Here is a 26,749-nt window from a genome sequence, read left to right on the forward strand (position 1 = left end):
TTCACGGCCGTTCGGAGAGCACGCGCGACAGCAGCGGCCCGATGACGGCGAGGGACTGCGGCTCGATCATCTCGTTGTGCCCGCAGTCCACGGGCCGCGCGTCGATCCGGCCGGTCACGAGCGGCCGCCACTCGTCCGTCGACCGGGCACGCGTCGCCCCGTCCCCGTCGCGTGTGGCGGGGAAGATGAGCAGGTCACCGTCGTATACCCGGGGCACGAAGTGGTGGGCGAGCCACCTCGAATTCTCGTATCCCGCGGCGATCCGTTCGAGGTCGTGCCCTCGCACTCCGGTCTCGGTCCCGAACGATTCGTCGATCAACCGCGCGGCATGTTCGTAGGTCATCTCGCCGTCGCCCTCGGTCTGGAGTCCCAGCCCGCGCAGGAGGTCCCGGATCTCCAGCCTGCCCGCCAGCGGGTCCTCGCCGCCGACGGGGTAGCTGTCCATGACGGCGAGGGTGGCGACCTCTTCGCCGGCTCTCTGCAGTTCGACGGCCATGGCGTGCGCGATGACTCCGCCGAGCGACCAGCCGAGCAGGTCGTACGGGCCGGTGGGCTGGATGGCCTGCATTTCCTCGATGTAGCGGTGGGCCAGCTGCTCGATCGTCCGGTAATCGCCGTCACCGCTGATCGTGGGCAGCTGCAGTCCGTAGGCCGGTCGGTCGGGAGGGAGATACTGCACCAGACCGGCGTACCCCCAGGACAGGCCGATCCCCGGATGCACGCAGAACAAGGGTCGCCCGCCTCCCTGCGCGCGCAGCGGAATCACCACGGCGAATGCCTCTTCCATTCCGGCGCTCCGGTGTGGCAGGTCGAGGCGACGGGCGATCCCCGCCGGTGTCGGGTCGAGGAACATCCATTGCAGCGGAACCCTCCGGTCCAGTTCTGCCTGCAGGGCGCTGACGATCCTGGTGGCGAGGAGGGAATTTCCGCCGAGATCGAAGAAGCTGTCCGCGGTGCCCACCCGGTCCACCCCGAGAACCTCCGCGAAGGCGTCCACGACGATGCGCTCGTTTTCCGTGGCCGGTGCCCGGAACGCCGCAGCGGTCGACCCGAACTCCGGGGTGGGCAACGCCTTCCGGTCGAGTTTGCCCACCGGCGTCATCGGAATCCGATCGAGTACGACCACCGCGGACGGCACCATGTGGGCGGGCAGGCGCTCGGACGCGTAGGTGCGCAGCCCCGCCGGCTCCACCTCCTGCCCGTCCTGAGCCCGCACATACGAGGCGAGCACGGTGTCGCCGGACGGGCCGGTGTGACCGATGGTGGCGGCGAAGGCAACCGCCGGGTGACCGGCGAGCACGGCGTCGATCTCCCCGAGTTCGATGCGGAAACCACGGACCTTCACCTGGAAGTCACTGCGCCCGACGTACTCGAGCGTGCCGTCGCGTGCGACATTCCCCGTCGCCGCGCTCGCCGACTTCTGCCAGCGCACCACGTCACCGGTCCGGTACATCCGGGTGCCCGGTTCCCCGAAGTTACAGGCCACGAATCGTTCCGAGGTGAGCGCCGACCGGTTGTGGTACCCCCGTGCCGTACCCGGTCCGGCGATGTACAACTCGCCGGGCACACCGACCGGGACCGGCTGCAGCCGCTCATCGAGGACCAGGAACGCGAATCCCCGTGCGGGTGACCCGATGTTTACACCCTCGCCGGGACGCATCGCGGCACTGACGCTCGCCTGGATCGTGGTCTCGGTGGGCCCGTACCCGCTGTGCAGGCTCCGCCCCGGCGCCCACCGCGCCACCACCTCCGGCGGGCACGCCTCGCCCACCAGGTCCAGGACCCGGAGCGAATCGAGTCCGTCGTTGTCGAGGGCGGAAAGCGCGGTCGGCGTGATGGTCGCATGGGTCACCTGCTCGCGACGGAACAGATCCGCCAGTTCGCTGCCCCCGACGACGGCAGGCGGCACGATCACCACCCGCGCCGACGCGCTGAACGCCATCATCAGCTCGAACACCGACGCGTCGAAACTCGGGGACGCCAGTTGCGAGACCCGGGACTCGTGCGTGACCTGGAACCGTTCGTGCGTCTCCGCGGTGAAATCGGCCATGCCCCGGTGTGTGACGGTCACGCCCTTCGGCCTTCCCGTCGACCCCGACGTGTAGATGAGATAGGCCGGGTGGGCGAGGTGCAACGGACTCGTCCGATCCCCGTCGGTGATCGGTGCGGACGACACGTCCGCCGCCTGGGCGGCGAAGTCCTCGTCGTCGAGCATCAGCCAAGGAACGGTGTCGGGCAGGGTGCTCCGGCGACTTCGCACCGTGAGGCCGAGCGCGGCCCGGCAATCGGTGAGCATGTAGTCGAGACGATCGCGCGGGTACGTGGGGTCGACGGGCACGAACGCCGCGCCGGCCTTGGTGATCGACCAGATCGAGACCACCGACTCGATCGACCGGGGCATTCCGACTGCCACGAACGTCTCCGGTCCCACCCCGCGGCGGCGCAGGACCCGGGCCACCCGGTTCGACCACTCGTCGAGTTCGCGGTAGCTGACTCGCCGGTCCTCGAACGACAGGGCCACCGAGTCCGGGTCGAGTGCGGCGGCCGCCGTCAGCAGATCGGGCCACAACTCGGGGCGCACCTCCGGCTCGCCGCGGGCAGGCACCATCGCCCGCAACTCCTCCTCGTCGAGGAGGAGCAGGTCGCCGATCGGCCGGTCCGGATTCTCGGTGACGGCGTCGAGGATACGCACGAAGCGGTCGGCGAAGCCGCGGACCGTGTCGGGGTCGAAGAGATCGGTGGCGAAGTCGACGGCGCCGTTCATCCCGGCCGGAGCACCGTTCGCGTCGAACTCCTCCGCCAGGAGGAATTCGAGATCCACCTTGACCACGGCGAGCCCGGGATCGATTCCACGGACTTCCAGTCCCGGCAGTGTCAGGACCGGTCGCTCGTTGTTCTGGAACTCCAGTGAGACCTGGACGAGCGGCGCATACGCCGTGGATCGGGTCGGGCCGACCGCCTCCACCACCCGCTCGAACGGAACGTCGGCATGGGCGAAGGCTCCGAGGTCGACATCGCGACAGTGCGCGGCCAGGGCGGTGAACGACTCGGCCGCATCCACCTGCGTGCGCAGGGCGAGCGTGCCCACGAACATGCCCACCAGATCGTCGAGTGCGAGCTCTCCCCGCCCGGCGATCGGGGTGCCGACGGCGACGTCCGGGGTTCCACCGAGACGGCTGAGCAACACCGCCAGTGCGGCGTGCACGGTCATGAATTCGGTGCAGCCGAGACGTCGCGACAGCTCGCCGATGCGACGGTGCAGGTCGCTGCCGACGGAGAAGTGGACGCGCGCGCCGCGGAAGGACTGCTGGGACGGCCGATCCCGATCCGTGGGGAGTTCCAGGAGATCGGGGGCGCCCGCGAGCGCGGTCGTCCAGTAGTCGAGTTGCCGTGAGAGCAACGAACGGGGATCGTCGTCCGAACCCAGCGACTCCCGTTGCCACAGGGCGTAATCGGCGTACTGCACCGGCAGGGGCGCCCAGTCGGGCGCGCCGCCGCCGATGCGGGCGCCGTACGCCGTCATCACGTCGCGCACCAGCGGGACCATCGAGAACCCGTCCGCCGAGATGTGATGCACCACCACGGCGAATACGTGCTCGGTGGCGCTCAGCGAATACAGCCCGGCCCGCAGCGGGATCCGCTCGGTGACATCGAAACCCGCCGAGACCAGCCGGGTCAGCTCCTCCCGCAGGCTGTGCTCGTCCGCGACAGGGACCGGGGTCAGAGTGGGCACCGCGCCCTCGGCGGGCAGGATCTGCTGAACCGGCCAGTCCCCGCGGACCGGGAACATCGTGCGCAGCGACTCGTGCCGGGCGACGACATCGGTGAGCGCCGAGTTCAGCGCGCCCACATCGAGGTCGCCGCCGAGTGTCACCACGACCGGGATGTTGTAGGCAGCCGAGGTGGTGTCGAGCTGGTTGACGAACCACATCCGCTGCTGCGCGTACGACAGCGGGATGTCCTCGGGCCGGGTGCGGGCCGCGAGCACCGGACGTCCGGACGGCCCGGCACCGGCGTGCTCGATCCGCGCCGCGAGCGCGGCGACCGTCGGCGCCTCGAACAGATCCCGCACCCCACACTCGGTGCCGAGCAGCGCGCGCAGCCGTGCCATCACCCGGGTGGCGCTCAGGGAGTTGCCACCGATGTCGAAGAAACCGGCGTCGGCGCCGACGCGCGCCAGTCCGAGCACCTCCGCGAAGACGACGGCCACCGCATCCTCGATCGGACCGACCGGCACCCGGTCGTGCCCAGGCCCGGACAGCAGGTCGGGCTCGGGCAGTGCCGTGCGGTCCAGCTTGCCGACCGCCGTCAGCGGAATGCTCTCCAGCACCGTGATCGAGGTGGGCACCATGTGGGACGGCAGGCGGTCCGCCAGATGCCGGGTGAGTACGACCGGGTCGAGGGAGCGCCCCGACGCCGGAACGACGTACGACACCAGCAGGGTGTCCCCCGCGGGACCGCGGTGCGCGAGCGTGGCGGCGAATCCGACGTCCGGCTCCGACATGAGGGCAGAGTCGATCTCGCCGAGTTCGATGCGGAAGCCGCGCACCTTCACCTGGAAGTCGCTGCGGCCCACGTACTCGATGCTGTGGTCTGCCGTCCACCGCACGATGTCGCCGGTGCGGTACATCCTCTCGCCGGGGCGGACGGGGTGGGCGACGAACCGTTCGGCGGTCAGTGCCGGTCGGCGGTGGTAGCCGCGGGCCAGGCCGGCGCCGGCGAGATACAACTCACCGGGAACTCCCACGGGGACCGGCTGCAGCCGGGAGTCGAGCACCAGTTCCGTCACCCCGCGGATCGGGCCGCCGATGGTGATCGGGTCCCCGGGAACCATCGGGTCGCTGATGTTCGACATGATCGTCGTCTCGGTCGGTCCGTACGCGTTGTACAGCCGACGGCCCGGTGCCCAGCGGGCGACGAGTTCGGGTGGGCATGCCTCGCCGCCGAACACCAGGTCCGTGAGATGCACCAGCCCGGCCGGATCGAGTGACGCCAGCGCGGCGGTCGTGATGAACGCGTGGGTGACGCTCCGGTCGGCCAGCAGCCTCGCGAGTTCCTCGCCGCCGAAGACGGTGGGCGCCGCGATCACCATCGTCGCGCCGGCACCGAAGGCCTGCAGGTACTCGAACACCGACCCGTCGAAACTCGGTGTGGAGAAGTGCAGAGTCCGGGACTGCGGTGTCGCCCCGAATCGTTCGAGCTGGTCGAGTGCGAAGTTGTCGAGTCCGCGATGGGTGACCACCACGCCCTTGGGCACACCCGTGGACCCGGACGTGTAGACGGCGTACGCGGCGGTGTCCAGCGTGACCGGACCGCTCCGGTCGGCGTCGGTCACGGGTGCCCCCGGGCTCTCGGCGCACTCGGTCGCGAAGCCGGGTTCGTCGAGGGCCAGCCAGTGTGCGGTGCCCGGGAGCCGGTCTCGGTGTGCGGATGTGGTCACGCCGAGGGTGACTCCGGAATCGGCGAGCATGTGGGTGATGCGCTCATCGGGGTAGTTCGGGTCGATCGGCACGAACGCCGCACCGGTCTTCGCCACCGCCCACACCGACAGTATCGAGTCGAGGGACCGCGGTATGCCGATGGCCACGAACGTCTCCGGGCCCGCCCCACGGGCGATGAGTGCGCGCGCCAGGCGATTCGACCGCTCGTCCAGATCGCCGTAGCGCACGTCGTCGTCCCCATGGGAGAGTGCGATTGCGCCCGGATCCAGCGCGGCCCCCTCTTCGAGGATCTGCGGCAGGGTGCGGGTCGATCCGCCCGGGCGGCCGCGGACCGGCACCAGATCGGCGCGCTCCCGGTCGGTCAACAGCGACAACGCGGCCAGCGGCTGGTCCGGACGAGTGCAGGCGTCGAGCACCCGCAGCACGCGCCCGGCGATGTCGTCGATGGTGTCCGCGTCGAAGACGTCCGGCAGGTACTCGAATTTCAGGCGCAGACGGGAGTCGACGGATGCCACGAGACTCAGCGGATAATGGGCCGCATCGCGCGCATCCACTCCGGTGACGCGCATTCCGGCGATGTCGGTCTCGGTGGAGAGCCCGGCGCGGTCGACGGGATACGACTCGAACACTGTCAGCGTGTCGAATCCGACCTCCGGGCCGGCGGCACTCTGAATCTCGGCCAGCCCGAGGTAGTGGTGATCCAGCAACGCCGCCTGCTCGGCCTGCACCCGTTCCAGCAGAGCACCCACCGTGTCGTCGGGGCGCAGCCTCACCCGGACGGGCAGGGTGTTGATGAACAGTCCGACCATCGTCTCGATGCCGGCCAGTTCGGGCGGCCGCCCCGAGACGGTGGCGCCGAACAGCACGTCGTCCCGGGCGGTCAACGTACCCAGCACAATTCCCCACGAGGCCTGAACGAGCGTGTTGACGGTCAGTCCACGAGAACGCGCGACGTCGCGCAGGCGGGTGGTGTGGTCCTCGTCCAGGTCGAAGACGAACTCGTCGGACATCGTGGACAGTCGCCGTCCCACGTCCGAGCGAGCCAGCAACGTCGGTCCGTCCATCCCGGCGAGGGCCCGCGCCCACACCTCGCGGGAGGCGCCCTGATCCCGGCGGCCCATCCACGCCAGGTAGTCGCGGTATCCGCGTACGCGGGGCAGCGGCGACGGGTCCCCGTCGGTGGCGTAGAGCGTCAGCAACTCCCGGACCAGCAACGGCATCGACCAGCCGTCGAGGAGGATGTGGTGGTTGGTCGACACCAGCCGGTAGCGGTTCGGCGCGGTCGCGATCAGCATGAACCGGATCAGCGGGGCACGTGTCATGTCGAACGGGCGGACCCGGTCCTCGGCCAGCAGTCGCGCGACCTCGGACGCCGCGGCGTCGTCGTCCAGAAGGTCGATCTCGCGCCAGGGCGCGGCCACCCGTCGCCGGATCACGTGGACGGCGTTGCCCTCGGCGTCGTGCACGAAGCCGGCGCGCAGATTGGCGTGGCGGTCCAGCAGGGCATCGGCCGCGCGGCGCAGTCGACGCGGATCCACGGCGCCGTCGAGTTCGATGCTCACCTGCACCAGGTAGGCGTCGAGGGAGTCGTCGGCGAGTTCGGAGTGGAAGAGCATGCCGGACTGCAGGGGCGACAGCGGCCATACGTCCGTCAGGTCCGGGCAGGCGTGTTCGAGGTCCTCGATGGCTTCCTGCCGGAGTTCGACGAGATCGAAATCCGACGGCGTGAACCCGGTGCCACCCGACTCCGCGTAAGCGCCGAGAGCGGCGAGTGCCTGCATCCACAGCTGTGCGAGTTCCTCGACCTCTTCGCGGGTGAGGACGCCCGGAGGGTAGGTCCACGTGGAGTTCAGCTGGGGGCCGTCGCCCGAGTCGACGGTCATCGCGTTGACGTCGACGACGGCCGCGACGGGCACCGCCGACTTCTCGCGCAGTCCGGGTTCGTCGACCGGCACCCACCCCTGGTCGGTCTTCGTGGCGGTCCGGCCCATTCTCCCGAGATAGTTGAAACTGACCTGAGGCATCGGCAGCGGCGAAAGAACCTGCGCCGTCTCGTTGTTCAGGTACCGGAGAAGTCCGAAACCGATGCCGTGGTCGGGAACGGCGAGGAGTTGCTCCTTCACGGTCTTCATCGCGGCCCCCGCGGACGGGCCCGCGGCGAACGCGTCGTCGAGGTCGACCCCGCTCAGATCGAGTCGCACCGGGAAGAGGGTCGTGAACCAGCCGATGGTGCGCGCGAGATCGGCGCCGGGCACCACCTGCTCCTCACGACCGTGTCCCTCGAGACCCACCAGCGCGCCGGAGAGTTCGATCCCGCGGCGCCGCCGCCAGCTCGTCAGCGCCATGGCCAGTGCCGTCAGCAGCGCGTCGCCCACGCCGCCGTGGAAGGCCCGCGGCACGGTCGTCAGGAGCGTTTCGGTCAACCCGGCGGGCACGTGAACCTCGACATCCGCGACGGTGGCAGCGGTGTCCGAGTCGGTCACCGGGCGCGACCCCAGCAGCGGGTCGGGTGCGTTCAGCATTCCCTGCCACAGTTCGACCTCGGCGGTGCGCCGGGGTTCACGCGCGGCGTCGGCGAGTGCGTGCGCCCACCGGCGCATCGACGTCCCCGATGGCTCCAGCGCCGGTGCCGCGCCGGACTGCAGGTGCGCGCACGCCGCCGCGAGGTCGGGGATCAGGATCCGCCAGGACACACCGTCCATCGCCAGATGATGGACGACGATCAGCACGCGCCCCGGATGGTCGGCCCCGTCCAGCCAGACCGCCTGCATCATCACGCCCGACTCCGGGTCCAGCCGGTCGAGGGCACTGTCCAGTTCGGCGCCGACATCGTCCATCAGTCCCCGGCGGAGAAGGGTCGCCGACCGCACCGACCCTTCCGCCTGCACCTCCATCGACCAGCCCTCTTCGGTGCGGGACGTGCGGTACAACCGCGCCCGCAACAGGTCGTGCCGATCCAGCACGGCCTGCAGAGCTTCCGTCAGGGTGCGTTCGTCCACCGTGGCGGGCAGCGTGAACAGTGCGGACTGCGAGTAGCGACGGAAATCCCCTCCCCGGGCGAGCATCCACCGCACGATCGGAGTCAGCGGAATCTCGCCGATCCCGCCTCCCGGCAGTTCGTCGAGAACAGCGGTCTCGTCTTCCGTCCCGGCCGCCGCGGCCAGCCCGGCAACGGTTTTGCGCTCGAACACCTCGCGCGGTGAGATCAGGATCCCGGCGCCCTTGGCGCGGGTGACCAGTTGGATGGACATGATCGAATCCCCGCCGAGTGTGAAGAACGAGTCGTCGACCCCCACCGAGTCGAGGCCGAGAACCTCCGCGAACAGGTCGGCGAGGATCCGTTCGGTCTCGGTGACCGGGCCGCGGCCCGCGGTCACTCGCTGTCCGAAGTCCGGCTCGGGCAGCGCTTTCCGATCGAGTTTGCCGTTCACCGTCCGCGGCAACTCGTCGAGAACCACCACGGCGACCGGGACCATGTGCGATGCCAATCGCTCCGCGGCCACATCGATGATCGCCGCCGGGTCGATCGCGGCGCCGGTCTCCGGCACCACGTACCCCACCAACCGGTCCCCGCGGGCCGTCACGGCCGACTGCGCCACCCCCTCGCACGCGAGCAGCGCCGCTTCCACCTCACCGAGTTCGATCCGGTAGCCCTTCACCTGTACCTGGAGGTCGTTGCGGCCGAGATACTCCAACTGGCCGTTCCCGTTCCACCTGCCCAGGTCGCCCGACCGGTACATCCGGGCCCCGGGAGTGAAGGGGTCGGCGACGAATCGACCGGATGTGAGGGCGGACCGGCCGAGGTACCCGCGCGAGACCTGCGGCCCGGAGACGTACATCTCCCCGAGCACCCCCGGCGGCACCGGATGGAGTCGTCCGTCGAGCACGTACACGCGCAGTCCGGGCAGTCCCCGGCCGATCACCGATGCGGACTCCTCCTCGACGAGGTCCCGGTCGATCGGCAGGTGGCTGACGTGCACGGTCGTTTCCGTGATGCCGTACATGTTGACCAGGACCGGCGCGGTGTCGCCCCGGCGGGCGTACCAGCGCCGCAACTGTCCGAATTCGAGGGCCTCCCCGCCGAAGATGACGTACCGCAGCGACAGTCCGGGACCACCGGCGAGGCGATCGGCCTCCGCCAATTGGTAGAAGGCGGTGGGGGTTTGATTCAGGACCGTCACTGTTTCGTCGCGGAGGAGTTCGAGGAACTTCTCGGGTGAGCGCGCCGTGAAGTAGTCCACCAGCACCAGTCGGCCGCCGTGTGCGAGCGCTCCCCACATTTCCCACACCGAGAAGTCGAACGCGGCGGAATGGAACATGGTCCACACGTCGCCCGGTCCGAATCCGAACAGCGTCTGGGTGTTCGCCAGCAACGTGATCACGTTGCGGTGCGAGACCTGCACGCCCTTCGGCCGGCCGGTGGAGCCCGACGTGTAGATCACGTACGCCACCGAGTCCAGGTGCAGTGGAGCACGGCGGTCGTCGTCGGTCACCGGCAGCGACGAGAACCGCTGCAGCGCAGTCACGATCTCGGGGTCGTCCACGACAACCACCGGAATCCCGGCGCCGCGGAAGGTCTCGGCGTCCGCGGTCGTGGTGAGCACACACTTCGGCTGGGCGTCGCCGAGCAGGAAGGCCAACCGCTCGGCGGGAGAGGCCACGTCCACGGGAAGGTAACCGGCGCCCGACTTCACCACCGCCAGCAGTGCCACGACGAGGTCGATCGACCGCGTCATTCCCACCGCCACCAGCGTTTCCGCACCTACTTCCTGGGCCACGAGCAGCCTCGCAAGTCGGTTGGCCCGGTCGTCGAGTTCGCGGTATGTCGTCGACGCGCCGTCGCAGCGCACCGCGACGGCGTCGCCCGCGGATGCCACCATGCGATCGAACGCGTCCACCAGCGACAGCGGTGGGACGTCGGTCCCCGGCCGATGCGCGGCGGTGAGCAGGAGTTCGCGTTCGCGCGCGTGCAGGATGTCGATGTCCCCGACGGGTGTGGCCGGGTCGGTGGTCACGGCCTCGATCACGCGCACGAAGCGCTCCGCGAAACTCTGCACCGACGCACGATCGAACACGTCGGTCGCGTAGCGGAGGCCGGCACCGATCCCGGCCGGAACCCCCTGCTCGTCGACTCGCTCCACCAGGCTCAGCTGCAGATCGAACTTCGCGACGTCCAGATCGACGTCGAGAGACCGGGCGGTCAACCCGGGCAGTTCCAGATGGGTGCGGGTGGCGTTCTGGAATTCGAGCAACACCTGGAACAGGGGTGGGTGCGCGGTGGACCGCTCGGGTGCGAGTTCGTCCACCAGCCGCTCGAAGGGGAGGTCTGCGTGCTCGAACGCGCCGAGGTCCGCCGACCGCACGTCGGTGAGCACGTGGGCGAACGACGATCCTGGTGCCACCGCTGTGCGGAGCACCAATGTGTTGACGAACATTCCCACGACGTCGTCGAGTGCCGCGTGGCCCCGGCCCGCGATCGGGGTTCCCACCACCACGTCGTCCGATCCCGACACTCTCTCGAGCAGCACGGCCAGCGCGGCGTGCACCACCATGAACAGCGTCGAATTATGCTGGCGTGCAAGCTCGGTCAAAGCTTTGTGGACGGAGGGTGGGATGTCGAGCGGGACGACGTCCCCGAGGAACGACCGCTGGAGGGGTCGTGGCCGATCCAGAGGCAGTGGCAACACGTCCGGGATGCCGGACAACGTCCGCGCCCAGTAGCCGAGCTGACCGGACATCATCGAATCGGGCTGGTCTTCGGTGCCCAGGACCTCCCGCTGCCACAGGCTGTAGTCGGCGTACTGCACGGGCAGCGGCGCCCAGCCGGGTGCCTGCTGCTGCACGCGGGCGGTGTAGGCGAGCATCACGTCCCGCGCCAGGGGTGCCATGGAGAAGCCGTCGGCCGCGATGTGGTGCGCGACGAGGGCGAGGACGTGCCGTTCGGGAGCGAGTTCCCACAGCCGCACCCGGATCGGAAGGTCCTCGGTGACATCGAATCCCACGCCGAAGAATGCGGCGAGCGAGACGCGCAGGTCTCCTTCGGCAACCGGGACCGGATCGAGATCAGGGGTGGCGGGCGCGGAATCGACGATCACCTGCCGGGGTCCGTCGGCGGAGCCGGGGAACACGGTCCGCAGCGACTCGTGCCGTTCCATGACGTCGCCGAGTGCCGCGCGCAGTGCAGCCAGGTCCACCACTCCGTCCAGGTGCAGGGCGACCGGGATGTTGTAGGCCGGCGAGGAGGTGTCGAACTGGTTGACGAACCACATCCGCTGCTGCGCGAGGGAAAGGGGAATCCGCTCGGGCCGCGCCGTCGCGGTGAGCGCGGGGGCGGAACTCGTCATCACGTCCGAGTCGATCCGGACGGCCAGATCGGACACCACGGGTGCGTCGAACAACGCCGCGACGCCCAGAGTCGTGTCGAGCGCGCTGTTGATGCGTCCGACCGCTCGGGTGGCACTGAGCGAGTCTCCGCCGAGGTCGAAGAAGCTGTCGTCGGCCCCGACGCGATCGACACCGAGGACGGCGGCGAAGGCCGTGGCGATCGCTTCCTCCGCGGGGGTGACGGGTACGCGATACCCGACCGTGGTCGTGCCGAATTCGGGCTTCGGCAGGGCCTTGCGGTCGAGTTTGCCGTTCACCGTCACCGGCAACTCCGCCAGCACCACCACCACCGACGGCACCATGAACCCCGGCAACACCCCCGCGGCCGACTCCCGCACCGCCCGCTCGTCCACCACCGCACCCGCCACCGGCACCACATACCCCGCCAGATAATCACCCGACGACCCGTCCCCGCGCAGCACCACCACCGCCTGCGCCACCTCCTCCCGGCGCAACAACACCGCCTCGATCTCCCCCAACTCGACCCGCTGACCCCGCAACTTCACCTGAAAATCCGTACGCCCCAGATACTCCAACTCCCCACCCGGCAACCACCGAACCCGGTCCCCCGACCGATACAACCGCGAACCCACACCGAACGGATTCGCCACGAACCGATCCGCCGTCAAATCCGGCCGACCCTGATACCCCCGCGCCAACTGCACCCCACCGAGATACAACTCCCCCGCCACCCCCACCGGCACCGGCCGCAGACGGGAATCGAGCACCAACGTCTGCGTATTCCACACCGGCGCCCCGATCGGCACCACCGCCCGATCCGCCTCGGTGACCTCGTGGAACGTCACATCCACCGCAGCCTCCGTCGGACCGTACAAGTTGTGCAGCTCCGCCTCGCTCACCCCGCGCAGACGTCCCGCCGTTGCCGACGGCAACGCCTCACCCGAGGCGAACACCCGGCGCAGCGCACCGCACCCCTCCACATTCGCCCCCGCCAGAAACACCTCGAGCATCGACGGCACGAAATGCACAGTGGTGACCGACTCCTCGCGGATCACCCGCTCGAGATACGCCGGATCGCGGTGCCCGTCCGGCTCCGCGATCACCAACCGCGCACCGACAATCAACGGCCAGAACAACTCCCACACCGACACATCGAACGTCACCGGCGTCTTCTGCAACACCACATCATCCGACGACAACCCATACCGATCCTGCATCCACACCAACCGATTCACGATGCCCTCGTGCGGCACCGCCACCCCCTTCGGCCGACCCGTCGACCCCGACGTGAAGATCACATACGCCGGATGAGCAGGACGCAACGGCGCACGCCGCTCCCCATCCCGCACCGGATCCGCCGAGAAGGCCAACACATCGACAGTGTCGAGTTCCACGATCGGGACCTCCGCAGGCACCACCACCCGACCCGAGGACATCGTCAACACCAGCACCGGATCCGCAATCCCCACCACATACCCCACCCGCTCGACAGGCAGATCCGGATCTATCGGCACATACGCCCCACCCGCCCTCACCACCGCATACAACCCCACCAACATCTCCACCGAACGACGCACCGCCACACCCACCGACGACTCCGGACCCACCCCGGCCGCGATCAGGAACCGCGCCAACCGATTCACCCGCGCATCGAACTCCGCGTACGACAACACCACATCCCCGCACACCACCGCGACCGCGTCCGGAGTCCGCCCCACCTGCGCATCGAGCAGGTCCACGAGGGTGGTGTACGGCACCGGGTGACCCGTCGCATTCCATGAACCCACCACCAACGCGCGCTCACCCGGCCCCAGAACCTCCACATCACCGACCGCGGTGTCGACGTCACCGGCGATCGTCACCAGAATCCGGACGAGGCGGTCGGCGAGCGCTCCGGCACTGCCGCGGTCGACGGCTCCCGGTTGGTAGCGCAGACTCAATCGCAGCCGTGGTTCGAGGATCGACAGCAGAGTGAGCGGATAGTGCGTGGCGTCGCGGGCATCGAGACCGGTCACCCGCATGCCCCCGATGTCGGTGTTCTCGTCCAGTCCGGACGTGTCGATCGGGAACGACTCGAACACCGACAGCGTGTCGAACAGATTGCCCCGACCCACCCGCGACTGAATCTCGCCGAGGCCGAGATGATGGTGGTCGAGCAGGGACGTCTGCTCGTCCTGCAGGCGGGCGAGCAGCCGCGCGACGCTCTCGGCCGGGTCCACCCGCACTCGCACGGGCACCGTGTTGATGAACAGTCCCAGCATGTTCTCGACACCGGACAGCTGCGGCGGGCGTCCGGACACGGTGGCACCGAAGACCACGTCGTCGCGAGAAAGCAACCGGGACAGCAGCATCCCCCACGCCGCCTGGATCACCGTGTTCATGGTGACGCCGGCGCGCTCCGCCGCCGCCGCGAGTCCATCGAGCAGGGGGGCGGGCAGTTCGACGTCGAGTTCGTGGGGCACACCGTAGAGCGCCGAGGAGGCGTGGGGCGCCACCAGCGTCGGCTCCTCGACACCCTCGAGCGCTCGTTCCCAGGCCCGCGCCGACGCCTCCGCGTCCCGGGTCGCTACCCATTCCAGATACGTGCGGTACGAGGGCGGCTCCGGCACTCCGGCGGGGTCGCCGTCGGCGGCATAGCGAGTCAGCAGTTCCCGCACCAGCAGCGGTATCGACCAGCCGTCGAGGATGATGTGATGATTCGTGACCGCCAGCACGAAGCGATCCGGTGCGGTGTGGAACAGGGTCAGCCGGAGCAGCGGCGGCCGGGTGAGGTCGAATCGGGCGCTGCGGTCCTCGTCGAGGAGGCGCGCGAGTTCCGTGTCGGGGGCCGGCCCGTCGAGATCTACCTCCCGCCACGGCACGTCCACCGTGTCGACCACCAGTTGGGCGGGCACCCCGTCGTCGTAGACGAACGCGGTCCGCAGGCTGGGGTGACGCGCGAGCAGCCCCGCCGCGGCGGCGCGCAGACGTTCGGCGTCGACCGCACCCTCGAGGTCGATGCGCAGTTGCGCGGTGTAGACGTCCATCGACTCCGCGGCCAGGGAAGCATGGAACAGCAATCCGGACTGCAGTGGAGACAGCGACCACACGTCCCGCAGTGACGGGAAACGCTCCTCCCAGCGCTCGATCTGCTGCTGGTTCGCCGACATCAGCGGAACGTCGGACGGCGTCAGCCCGCCCGCATCCGGTCGTGATGCGTGCGCGGCAAGTCCGTCGAGGGCGCGGCGCCACAGATCCGCAAACGCCGCGACCTCGACCTCGCGCAGGACCCCGGTCGGAAAGACGAACGACGCCATCAGACGGGGTCCCTCGGGACTGTCGGAGACGACGGCGTTGACGTCGATCACGGATGCGACGGGCATGTCGGAATTCCGAGTGCCGCCGAGCGTGCTCTCCACCGGCAGCCAGTCCTCGGCTCCGTCCGTGGTGGTCACTCGACCGAGGTAGTTGAAACTCACTTGCGGAGCCGGGAATCGGCTGAGGGACTCCGACGTCTCGTCGCCCCGGTAGCGCAACAGTCCGTAGCCGATCCCGTGATCCGGGATCGCGAGCAACTGCTCCTTGACGGCCTTGACCGCCTGCCCTGCCGCGACACCACCTGCCATGGCGTCGTCGACATCGATTCCGGTGAGATCCAACCGTGCCGGATACACGGTGGTGAACCAGCCGACGGTGCGGGACAGGTCCGCGCCGGCGACGACCTGCTCCTCGCGGCCGTGGCCTTCGAGGGTGATCAGCGCGTCCGACACGGGGGCGTCCCGTTCCCGTCGCCAGCTGATCAGTGCCAATGCGAGCGCGGCGAGCAACCCGTCGCCCACACTCCCGTGGAACGCGTCCGGAAGCGTGGTGAGCAGGGCACCGCTCGTCGCCGACGATACGTCGACCCTGACGGTGCCGACGGTCGCGTCGACGTCGATCGCGGGATCCAGTGGGCGCGTACCGATCAGCGGGTCCGGTCCGTCGAGGATCTTCTCCCACGAGGCCAGTTCGCCGGTCCGGTGCCGCACCGCGCCGGACAGGCCGTGCGACCACCGCCGCATCGACGTTCCGACCGCCGGCAGCGCGGGTGTGAGACCGGCCCGGAGTTGGCTGCACGCCGACGCGAGATCCGCGACGAGGATGCGCCACGAGACACCGTCGACCACGAGGTGGTGTACCACCACGAGCAGTCGCCCGGCGTCGCCCGGGACGTCGAACCAGACCACCCGCACCATGCGGGCCGCGGCGGGGTCCAAGTGGTCGGCCGCAGCATCGAGTTCCGTGGTCGCAAGAGCGGTGAAGCTGTCTCGCGCCACCGTGTCGACCGGCACCCGACGGACCAGTTCTTCCGCCGGCACCGCGCCCGCAGGCAGCACGTCCATGCCTTCCACGGACACACGCGCGCGGAGCATGTCGTGCCGGTCCAGTACCGCCTCGACGGCGCGAACGAGCACCGCGCGGGTCAGATCGGCGGGCGCCGCCAGCAACAGCGCCTGAGAGAACCGGTCGAGCCGTCCCCCGCTACGCTCGACCATCCAGCGCGCGACGGGTGTCAGCGGCAGGGGGCCGACGCCACCGCCCGGCAGCTCGTCGAGAGCGACTGCGCCCTCGCTGTCGAATCGCGCCGACCCGGCGAGGCCGGCGACGGTCCGGTGATCGAAGACGTCTCGGGGAGAGAGGATCACACCGGCGGCCCGTGCGCGGGCCACCAACTGTATCGACATGATGCTGTCGCCGCCGAGCGCGAAGAACGAGTCGTCCACACCCACCGAGTCCAGTCCGAGCACCTCCTCGAACAGTCCGGCGAGAAGCTCCTCGGTCTCGGTTCGCGGCGGCCGACTCCCGTAACCCGCAAAGTCGGGGGCCGGAAGCGCTGCGCGGTCCAGCTTTCCGTGCACCGTGAGGGGAAGCGATTCGAGCATCACGAGCGCCGACGGCACCATGTACGACGCCAGCCGGCCGCCGACGAAGTCGAGGACTGCCCTCGAATCGAGCGTCGCACCCGGTTCGGGCACCAGGTAACCGATCAACCGATCGCCGCCGCCGTCCCCGTTCCACACGCTCGCGACTGCGTGGGCCACGGAGCCGTGGGCGAGCAACGCCGACTCGACCTCACCGAGTTCGATCCGGAAGCCCCGGATCTTCACCTGGGAATCGGTGCGCCCGAGGTACTCCAACTGACCGTCGGGAAGCCAGCGCGCCCGGTCGCCGGTGCGATACATACGGCTTCCCGGCGGGCCGAAGGGATCGGCGACGAATCGTTCGGCGGTCAGCGGGAACCGCAGGCGGTACCCGCGTGCGAGGGCCGGGCCTGCGAGATACAACTCCCCGACGACACCGGCGGGCACCGGGTGCAGTCGCGAGTCGAGCACGACCTCGGCGAAACCGAGCGTGGGTGTGCCGATGGTGACCGGAACCCCCGGTACCAGTTCGTCGCTGATACTCGACACGACCGTCGACTCGGTCGGCCCGTAGGCGTCGAACATGCGACGGCCCGGCGCCCATCGTGCGACCAGGTCGGGCGGACACGCCTCGCCGCCCGTCACCACGCACTCGAGGGCGGTGAGACCGTCGGGATCGACCGACGCGAGTGCTGCCGGGGTGACGAAGCAGTGCGTGACCCGCTCGGATTCCAGCAACTGCGCCAATTCGGCACCGCCGTAGACGGACGGCGGTGCGATCACCATCGTGGCTGCCGCGCCGATCGCCAGCAGCAGTTCGAGAACGGACGCATCGAAGCTCGGCGATGCGAAGTGCAGCGTTCTGGATTCGGGCGTCGTGCCGAACGTCTCCCGCTCCTGGGTGGCGAAGGAGGCGAGGCCGCGGTGGGTGGTGACCACACCCTTGGGCCTGCCGGTCGACCCCGAGGTGTAGATGAGGTAGGCGGGATTGTCGATCCGGATCGTCGCTGTCCGCTCGACGTCGGTGACCGGCGACGACAGGTAGTGCGACAGCCGGTCCTCGAAGGCCGGGTCGTCCAGCACCAGCCACGGCACCGCTTCCGGAAGCGCGCTGCGCTGCGCCGAGCCCGTCACACCCCACACGGCACCGGAGTCGGTGAGCATGAATTCGATCCGTGCGGCCGGATGGTCCGGATCCACCGGAAGGAACGCGGCCCCCGACTTTGCCACCGCCCAGACGGCCAGGACGGATTCGACCGACCGCGGCACACACAGTGCGACGACGGATTCCGGGCCGACACCGTGCTCGATCAACATGCGGGCCAACTGGTTCGACCGCCTGTCCAGCTCCCCGTAGCGCACGACACGCCCGTCGAGGACCAACGCCGGGGCGTCCGGATCGTTCGCGGCCGCCTCGGCCATCAGGTCCGGCAGTGTCCGTGCTTCTACCGCCGCGCCGCCCGTCACCGGGGACAGTACGGCACGTTCCAGCGGTCCGAGAATGTCGATGTCTCCGACCCGGGCGCCGGGGTCGACCGTGACCGCCTCGAGGATGTGCAGGAGCCGTTCCGCGAAGCCGAGCACCGTATCCTCGTCGAAGAGATCGGTCGCATAGCCCAGCCCGGCGGCAATGCCGGTCGGGTTGCCGTCGACGTCGACGGTCTCGGCCAGGGTCAACTGCAGATCGAAGTTGGTGGTGTCGATCTCGAGGTCGATGTTCCGGACCTGCAGATCCGGCAATTCCAGTGTCGGGCGCTCGATGTCCTGGAACTCCAGCATCACTTGGAAGAGCGGCGCGTAGGCCGTCACCCGGGACGGACTCAGCACTTCCACCACCCGTTCGAACGGGACCTCCGCGTGGGTGAAGGCGCCGAGATCGGTTTCCCGAACACTGTCCAGGAACTCGGAGAAGGTGGCGCCTCCGTCGACGTGGGTGCGCAGGACGAGGGTGTTGACGAACATGCCCACCACGTTGTCGAGTTCGCGCTCGCCGCGACCGGCGATCGGCGTTCCGACGGCGATGTCGTCCGCACCGCTCACGCGTGCCAGCATGATCGCCAACGCGGCATGCAACGTCATGAACACCGTCGTGGTGTGTTGCCGCGCCAGCCTGACCACACCGGCATGAACCTCCGGCCCGATCACGAACTCGACGTGGCCGCAGCGAAGTGACCGCACGGTGGGGCGAGGGCGATCGGTGGGCAACTCCAGCACTTCGGGCAGGTCCGACAGCGTGGTGGTCCAGTAGGCCAGCTGTCGCGAAATAGGCGAATTCTCATCGGATTCCGATCCCAGCCAGTCGCGCTGCCACAACGCGTAGTCGGCGTACTGCACCTCGAGCGGGGCCCAGTCCGGGGCCGACCCGTTCACCCGGGCCCCGTATGCGTCCATGACGTCGCGGGCCAACGGTGCCATCGAGAAACCGTCGGCCGCGATGTGATGCACCACCACCGCGAGCACGTGCACGTCCTCGGCGAGGCTGAACAATCGCGAACGCAACGGCACCTGCGTCGTCACGTCGAATCCTGCGGACAGCACTTTCCGCGACTGTTCACGGAACTCGGCTTCCCCCGACAGGGCGACCGGTACGAGGTCGGGCACCGCGCTCGCAGCGGGCAGGATCACCTGGCGCGGCCCGTTCTCGGTGAGTGGGAAGAGGGTGCGTACAGCCTCGTGCCGTTCGATGACGTCGGCAACCGCCGCCTGGAGCGCATGCAGGTCGAGCCGGCCCTCGAGCCGGAGCGCGAACGCGACGTTGTATGCGGACGAGGAGGTGTCGAACTGGTTGATGAACCACATCCGCTGCTGGGCCGGCGACACGGGGACTTCCGCGGTACCTTCCCTCGGCTTCAGCGGTGGCCGGGCCTCCAGCCCTTCCTGCGACGCCGCCAGCGCCGCCAGACCGGCCACGGTGGGGGCGTCGAACACGTCGCGAATGCCGATCCTGTCTCCGACGGCCGCATTGATCCGCGCGACCAGCATGGTGGCGATCAGGGAGTTTCCGCCGAGCGCGAAGAAGTTGTCGTTCACGCCCGCCCTCGGGAGACCGAGCAGGTCTGCGCACACGGCGGCCACTATCTCCTCGATCGGGGTCCGGGGTGCGACGAAACCCACAGTTGCGCTGCCGAAATCCGGTTCGGGCAGGGCCTTGCGGTCGAGTTTGCCGTTCACCGTCACCGGCAACTCCGCCAGCACCACCACCACCGACGGCACCATGAACCCCGGCAACACCCCCGCAACCGACTCCCGCACCGCCCGCTCGTCCACCACCGCACCCGCCACCGGCACCACATACCCCGCCAGATAATCACCCGACGACCCGTCCCCGCGCAGCACCACCACCGCCTGCGCCACCTCCTCCCGGCGCAACAACACCGCCTCGATCTCCCCCAACTCGACCCGCTGACCCCGCACCTTCACCTGAAAATCCGTACGCCCCAGATACTCCAACTCCCCACCCGGCAACCACCGAACCCGGTCCCCCGACCGATACAACCGCGAACCCACACCGAACGGATTCGCCACGAACCGATCCGCCGTCAAATCAGCACGACCCTGATACCCCCGCGCCAACTGCACCCCACCGAGATACAACTCCCCCGCCACCCCCACCGGCACCGGCCGCAGACGGGAATCGAGCACCAACGTCTGCGTGTTCCACACCGGCGCCCCGATCGGCACCACCGTCCGATCCGCCTCGGTGACCTCGTGGAACGTCACATCCACCGACGCCTCCGTCGGACCGTACAGATTGTGGACCCGAGCGCCGGGCACCAGCGCCCGCATCCTCGACGCCGTCTGCGGGGGCAACGCCTCACCCGAGACGAACACCCGCCGCAGGCTCGTGCATCGCGACACTGCCGGTTCCGCGGTGAACACGGCCAACATTGACGGCACGAAATGCACAGTCGTTACGGCATTCTCGGCGATCGCGTTCACCAGGTACACCGGATCACGGTGACCATCCGGCTCCGCGATCACCAACCGCGCCCCGACAATCAACGGCCAGAACAACTCCCACACCGACACATCGAACGTCACCGGCGTCTTCTGCAACACCACATCATCCGACGACAACCCATACCGATCCTGCATCCACACCAACCGATTCACGATGCCCTCGTGCGGCACCGCCACCCCCTTCGGCCGACCCGTCGACCCCGACGTGAACATCACATACGCCGGATGAGCAGGACGCAACGGCGCACGCCGCTCCCCATCCCGCACCGGATCCGCCGACCACCCCGACACATCAAGGGTGTCCAACTCCACCACCCGCACACCCGCAGGCACCACCACCCGATCCGACGACATCGTCAACACCAGCACCGGATCCGCAATCCCCACCACATACCCCACCCGCTCGACAGGCAGATCCGGATCTATCGGCACATACGCCCCACCCGCCCTCACCACCGCATACAACCCCACCAACATCTCCACCGAACGACGCACCGCCACACCCACCGACGACTCCGGACCCACCCCGGCCGCGATCAGGAACCGCGCCAACCGATTCACCCGCGCATCGAACTCCCCATACGACAACACCACATCACCACACACCACCCCGACCGCGTCCGGAGTCCGCCCCACCTGCGCGCCGAGCAGGTCCACGAGGGTGGTGCACGGCACCGGGTGACCCGTCGCATTCCACGAACCCACCACCAACACCCGCTCACCCGGCCCCAGAACCTCCACATCGCCGACCGGCGCATCCGGATCCGCAACCACACCCGCCAGAATCCGGAGGAACCGTTCCCCGAATCCCGTGACCGTCTCCGGATCGAACACGTCCGACGCGAACGTGAACGACGCGTCGATGCCTGCTGCCGTCCCGGACGCGTCGTAGCGCTCCGCGAGCGTCAACTGCAGATCGAACTTGGACACACCGGGTTCGACGTCGAGGATCTCCACCGACAGTCCCGGCAGGTCGGGGTGCGCCGGGGCGGTGTTCTGGAACTCCAGCAGAACCTGGAACAGCGGTGAATACGCGGTCGAGCGGGTCGGCGCGACCGCGTCCACCACGCTCTCGAACGGCACCTCGGCATGGCCGAACGCCGCCAGATCCGCCTCCCGCGCCCGCGACAGCACCTCGGCGAACGGTGCGGCGGGGTCGACGGTCGTCCGCAAGACCAGGGTGTTGACGAGCATCCCCACCACGTCGTCGAGGGCTTCCTCGCCGCGCCCGGCGATCGGCGTTCCGATCGCGATGTCTCCGGACCCACTCAGCCGCGCCGCCAGCACGGCCAGCACCGCGTGCATCACCATGAACATCGTGGAATTGTGTTGCCGCGCGAGGAGGATAAGCTCCCGATGCCGTTCCGCCGACACCGAGAACCGGACGATCCCACCCTGGAGTCCTCTGTCCGCGGGCCTCGGCCGGTCCAATGGAAGATCCGTGGCGTCGGGGAGCCCGGACAGCGTCTGCTTCCAATATTTCAACTGCGCCGACATCACGCTGTCGGGATCGTCGTCACTGCCGAGGGCCGCCCGCTGCCACAGGCTGTAGTCGGCGTACTGCACCGGGAGTGGCTGCCAGGCCGGTGCCTGCTGCTGTACCCGCGCCGAGTACGCCACCATCAGGTCATGGGCGAGCGGGGCCAGCGACGCTCCGTCCGCCGCAATGTGGTGCACCACCAGCATCAGGACGTGCTCGTCGTGGCCGGTCCGGAACAGGGCACCACGCACGGGCACCTCGGTGCTCACGTCGAAACCGCGAGCAGTCGACTCGGCGATTCGCGCGCGCGCCGCGTCCTCGTCGTCGCAGACCGTCGGCACCAGATCCGGAAGCACCTCCCCCGGCGGCAGGATCACTTGATGCGGTCCGTCCACCGACGCCGGATACACCGTGCGCAGCGATTCGTGTCGTTCGAGGACGTCCGCCACCGTCGCCCGGAGCGCCTCCACGTCGAGAGTTCCGGACAGGCGCAGCGCCATCGGAATGTTGTAGGCCGGCGACGAGGTGTCGTACTGATTGACGAACCACATACGTTGCTGGGCAAGCGAAAGCGGGATCCGGTCGGGACGTGTCTGCGCCACCAGGTCCGGGCGGTCGGGGCGCCTCGCGTGAGTACCCTCGATGCGGTCCGCCAATGCCTCCACCGTCGGTGCCTCGAACAAGGTCCGCACCACGAGGTCGACGCCGAGTGCGGCGTTGACCCGCGCGACCACTTTCGTCGCGACCAGTGAGTTTCCGCCGAGGTCGAAGAAGCTGTCGTCGAGCCCGATGCGCTCCACGCCCAGCACGTCGGCGAACACTCGCGCCACGGCCCACTCCACCGGAGTGGCGGGAGCACGGAACTCGGTGGACGTGGAGAGGAATTCCGGCGCCGGCAATGCCGCACGATCGAGCTTCCCCACCGGTGTCATCGGGATCTCGTCCATTGCCACGATCGCCGCAGGCACCATGTACGTCGGCAATTGCTCTGCGGCATAGTCGATCAACTCGTCATTCGCGAGCTGGTGCCCGGCTGCCGGCAGCACGTACGACACGAGCACCGTGTCGCCGGACGGTGCCGTTCGCGGCATCGTCACCGCGGTCCGCACGCGCGGATGGGCGTGGAGGACGGTGTCGATCTCGCCGAGCTCGATACGGAAGCCGCGTATCTTCACCTGGAAATCGCTGCGGCCCAGGTACTCCAGTGTGCGGTCGGTTCGCCACCGCACCACGTCCCCGGTTCGATACATCCGCTCACCGGGGCCGCCGAAGGGGTTTGCCACGAACCGTTCCGCCGTCAGCGCTGATTTTCCGTGATACCCGCGAGCGAGGGCGTCGCCCGCGACGTACAGCTCCCCGGCCACACCGGCCGGCACCGGCATCAACCGCGCATCGAGGACGACCTCGTGGAATCCGCGGAGCGGGCCGCCCACCGTGATGGCCCCGGCCGGTGACATCGGTGCACTGATGTTGGACATGACGGTGGCCTCGCTGGGCCCGTACGCGTTGAACAATCTGCGATCGGGCGCCCACCGCTTCACCAGTTCCGGCGGGCACGCCTCGCCGCCGAACACCACGTCCCGAAAGTCGGAGAGTCCGTCCGGTTCGACCGTTCCGAGCGCGGCAGTGGTGACGAATCCGTGAGTGACCCGCTCCGACTTCAGGAGCTGGGACAACTCGGTTCCGCCGTAGATCGTGGGCGGCACGATCACCATGGTGGCCGCCGCGGCGAACACGTGCAGGTACTCGGAGACGGACGCGTCGAAACTCGGTGTGGAGAAGTGCAGAATTCGTGATTCCTGCGTCGCTCCGAATCGTGAGCGCTGCTCGGCCGCGAAGTTGTCCAGGCCACCGTGCGTGACCACGACGCCTTTGGGCCGGCCCGTGGAACCGGACGTGTAGATCACGTAGGACGGGTTCTCCACGCGGAGCGGCCGCGCCCGCTCGGCATCGGTCACGACGGACACGGGCTGCCTCGCGCAGAGGGTCCGGAATTCTTCGTCGTCGAGCACCAGCCACGGAACCGCGTCCGGTAGCCGGGAACGGACGGCGGACACTGTCACGCCCAGGGCGGCGCCCGAATCGTCGAGCATGTGCTCGATCCGTTCGGCCGGGTAGTTCGGGTCCACCGGCACGTAGGCCGCACCCGACTTGGCCACCGCCAGCATCGACACCACCGACTCGATCGAGCGAGTCATGCCCAGTGCCACGAGGTTCTCCGGCCCGATGCCCCGTTCGGCGAGGACGTGTGCCAGCTGGTTCGAGCGCTCGTCCACTTCGCGGTACGTCACCTCGACACCGCGATACGAGAGCGCCACACCGGTGGGATTGGCTCGTGCCGCCGCTGAGAACAGTTCGGGCAGTGTGCGACCCGGTCGCCCCGGCACGCCGGAGACCGGAACGAGTGTGGCCCGTTCGGTATCGGACAGGATGTCGATGTCGCCGACGGCGAGCCCGGGGTCGCCGGTGACCGACTCCAGGATTCGGCGGAGCCGTTCGCCGAGGCGACGTACGGTGTCGGGGTCGAACAGGTCGGTCGCGAACCCGAGAGTCGTGGTGACGCCGGACTGGTTGCCGTCGGCGTCGAAGGTCTCGGCCGCGGTCACCCGTAGGTCGAGTCGGCCGATCCCGGGCGTCTCCGCCGCATCCCGGCACTCGAGCAGGACCTGGACGATCGGCGAGTACGCAGGCGAATCACCTATGGCGAGCGTCCGGGCCACCTGTTCGAAAGGAACGTCGCCGTGCTCGAACGCCTCCCGGTCGACGTCGCGGACGTGGCCGAGGAGATGCGCGAAGGACGTGCCCGGTTCGACGCGGGTACGGAGAACCACGAGGTCCCGGCCGTGGTCCACCGTGGTCGTGGTTCCGATCGCCACATCCGAGGCGCCCGACAGCCGACTCAGCAGAACGGTGAAGGCTGCGTGCAGAACCGCGAACGTGGTGGTGTCGTGTTCCCGCGCGAGTGCCGCCACTGCGGCATGTGTCTCTGCGCCGATCGGAACGTCGACGCGATCTTCCCGCCCGGATTGTGCGACGGGCCGGGGCCGATCGGACGGCAGGTTCAGCACTTCGGGCATCCCCGACAGGCGATCCGTCCAGTACGCGAGTTGATGCGCCTCGAGGCGCCGTCGCTCACCGTCGCGGGCCGTGGCCTCGTGGATCGTCGCGACCCGGGCCTGCGGGTCGGCCGAGATGAACTCTTCCAGCAGTGCGACGAAGTGCCGGTGATGCAGGCGCAGTGCAGGATCCTCGTATCGGTTCGGGTTGGCCCGGAAATCGACGAAGATGTCGGCCGGCGTCCCGCTCGGGTACACGTTGACCAGGAGGTCTTCCACCGGACCCGACGTGACGATGTGGTATTCGCCGACCAGTGGGCCCAGCTGCACGTTCTGGTGGAACAGCATGACGTTGACCATGGGTCCGTGGAGTTCGGCGCCGCCGCCCGTGCCCACGTCGCGGCGGATGTCCTCGATACTGCACCGCTGATGCCGCAACGCGCCCATCAGCTCTCGCCTGACCCGCGACACGAGGTCCGCGACCGTCTCGTCCTCGTCGACCGTGATCGGCAACGGTGCGACACTGACCATCATGCCGCCGGAGTTACGTAGCACCGACGTGGTCCGGCCGGACATCGGAACATTGACGAGGACTTCGGTTTTCGCCGTGATCCGCGACAGGTAGCAGGCGAAGGCGGCGATGATCGTGACTGCCGCGGTGGCATTTGCCTGACTGTCGGCGCTGTTGATACCGGACACGGCCGCCTCGGACAGCAGGGCACTCTCGACCTTGCTCCTGGCGAGCGCGGGCGCGGGCGCGTCGGCCAGGGTCGATCCGTCGACTGCCTCGACTCGTTTCGCCCAGTACTCCCGATCCGCCACGAAGCGGTCGGACGACCGGTAGCGGGCGTCGACGTCGTACAGCTCACGCAGGGTCGCGGCGCGATTCGGATCCGGTTCGCGACCGGCCACCGCGGCCGAGTACCGGTGCGCAATGCGATTGATCAGCGTCATGGCGCCGTATCCGTCGAGCGCGACGTGGTGAATGCGGCTGTACCACAGGTAGTGCGACTCTCCCACGCACAGGATCGAGGTCTCGAACAGTCGATCCGTGTCGAGATCTAGTGGGGCCTGGTAGTCCCGGTCCATCCACGCGTGGGCTGCAGCGACCGGATCGTCCTCACCGCGAAAGTCGATGAAGGCGATGGACGTATCGGTGGCGTGGTCGACGTACTGCATCGGTCGGCCGTCGACCTCCACGACCTTGAGGAACGGCGACTGGAACTCGCGGGCGACCGCGATGGTTTCCCGTCGCAGCAGGTCGATGTCGAGGTCGCCGCGCAGTTCCACGTAGTGCGCTACCGAGATCGGCACCGCGGGATCGAGTTGCTGGGCGAACCAGGTGGCACGCTGTGCCGCGGACAGCGGGAACGGCTCCTCTTCGGAATCGTGTGTGGCCGGCTTCCGCGTGTCGACGGGCTTCACGGCGGTTCCTCCCCATAAGGTATCCCCGACCGCTCACAGCGTGTCCGCGTCCGAATCCTGGCTCGCGAATGCGGGAGGCGGTAGCTTTTCCCCGCCCCCCAGAAAACTCGTTCGCCGTCCACAGGGCGCACAGACCCCATCGTTGCACAGCGGCGCGGCTCT

At 68.8% G+C, this 26,749-nt stretch carries 1 protein-coding gene; it reads right to left on the bottom strand.

The window, feature by feature from the left end; translation table 11 throughout:
• Position 1: 1 nt before the first annotated feature.
• Positions 2–26,587 carry a non-ribosomal peptide synthase/polyketide synthase gene (locus DTA22_RS23500; RefSeq protein ID WP_112301078.1) on the bottom strand — a complete coding sequence of 8,862 codons (26,586 nt, stop codon included), beginning with the start codon at positions 26,585–26,587 and terminating at the stop codon, positions 2–4.
• Positions 26,588–26,749 lie beyond the last annotated feature (162 nt).

The sequence above is a fragment of the Rhodococcus wratislaviensis genome, from assembly GCF_900455735.1.
Taxonomy (GTDB): domain Bacteria; phylum Actinomycetota; class Actinomycetes; order Mycobacteriales; family Mycobacteriaceae; genus Rhodococcus_F; species Rhodococcus_F wratislaviensis.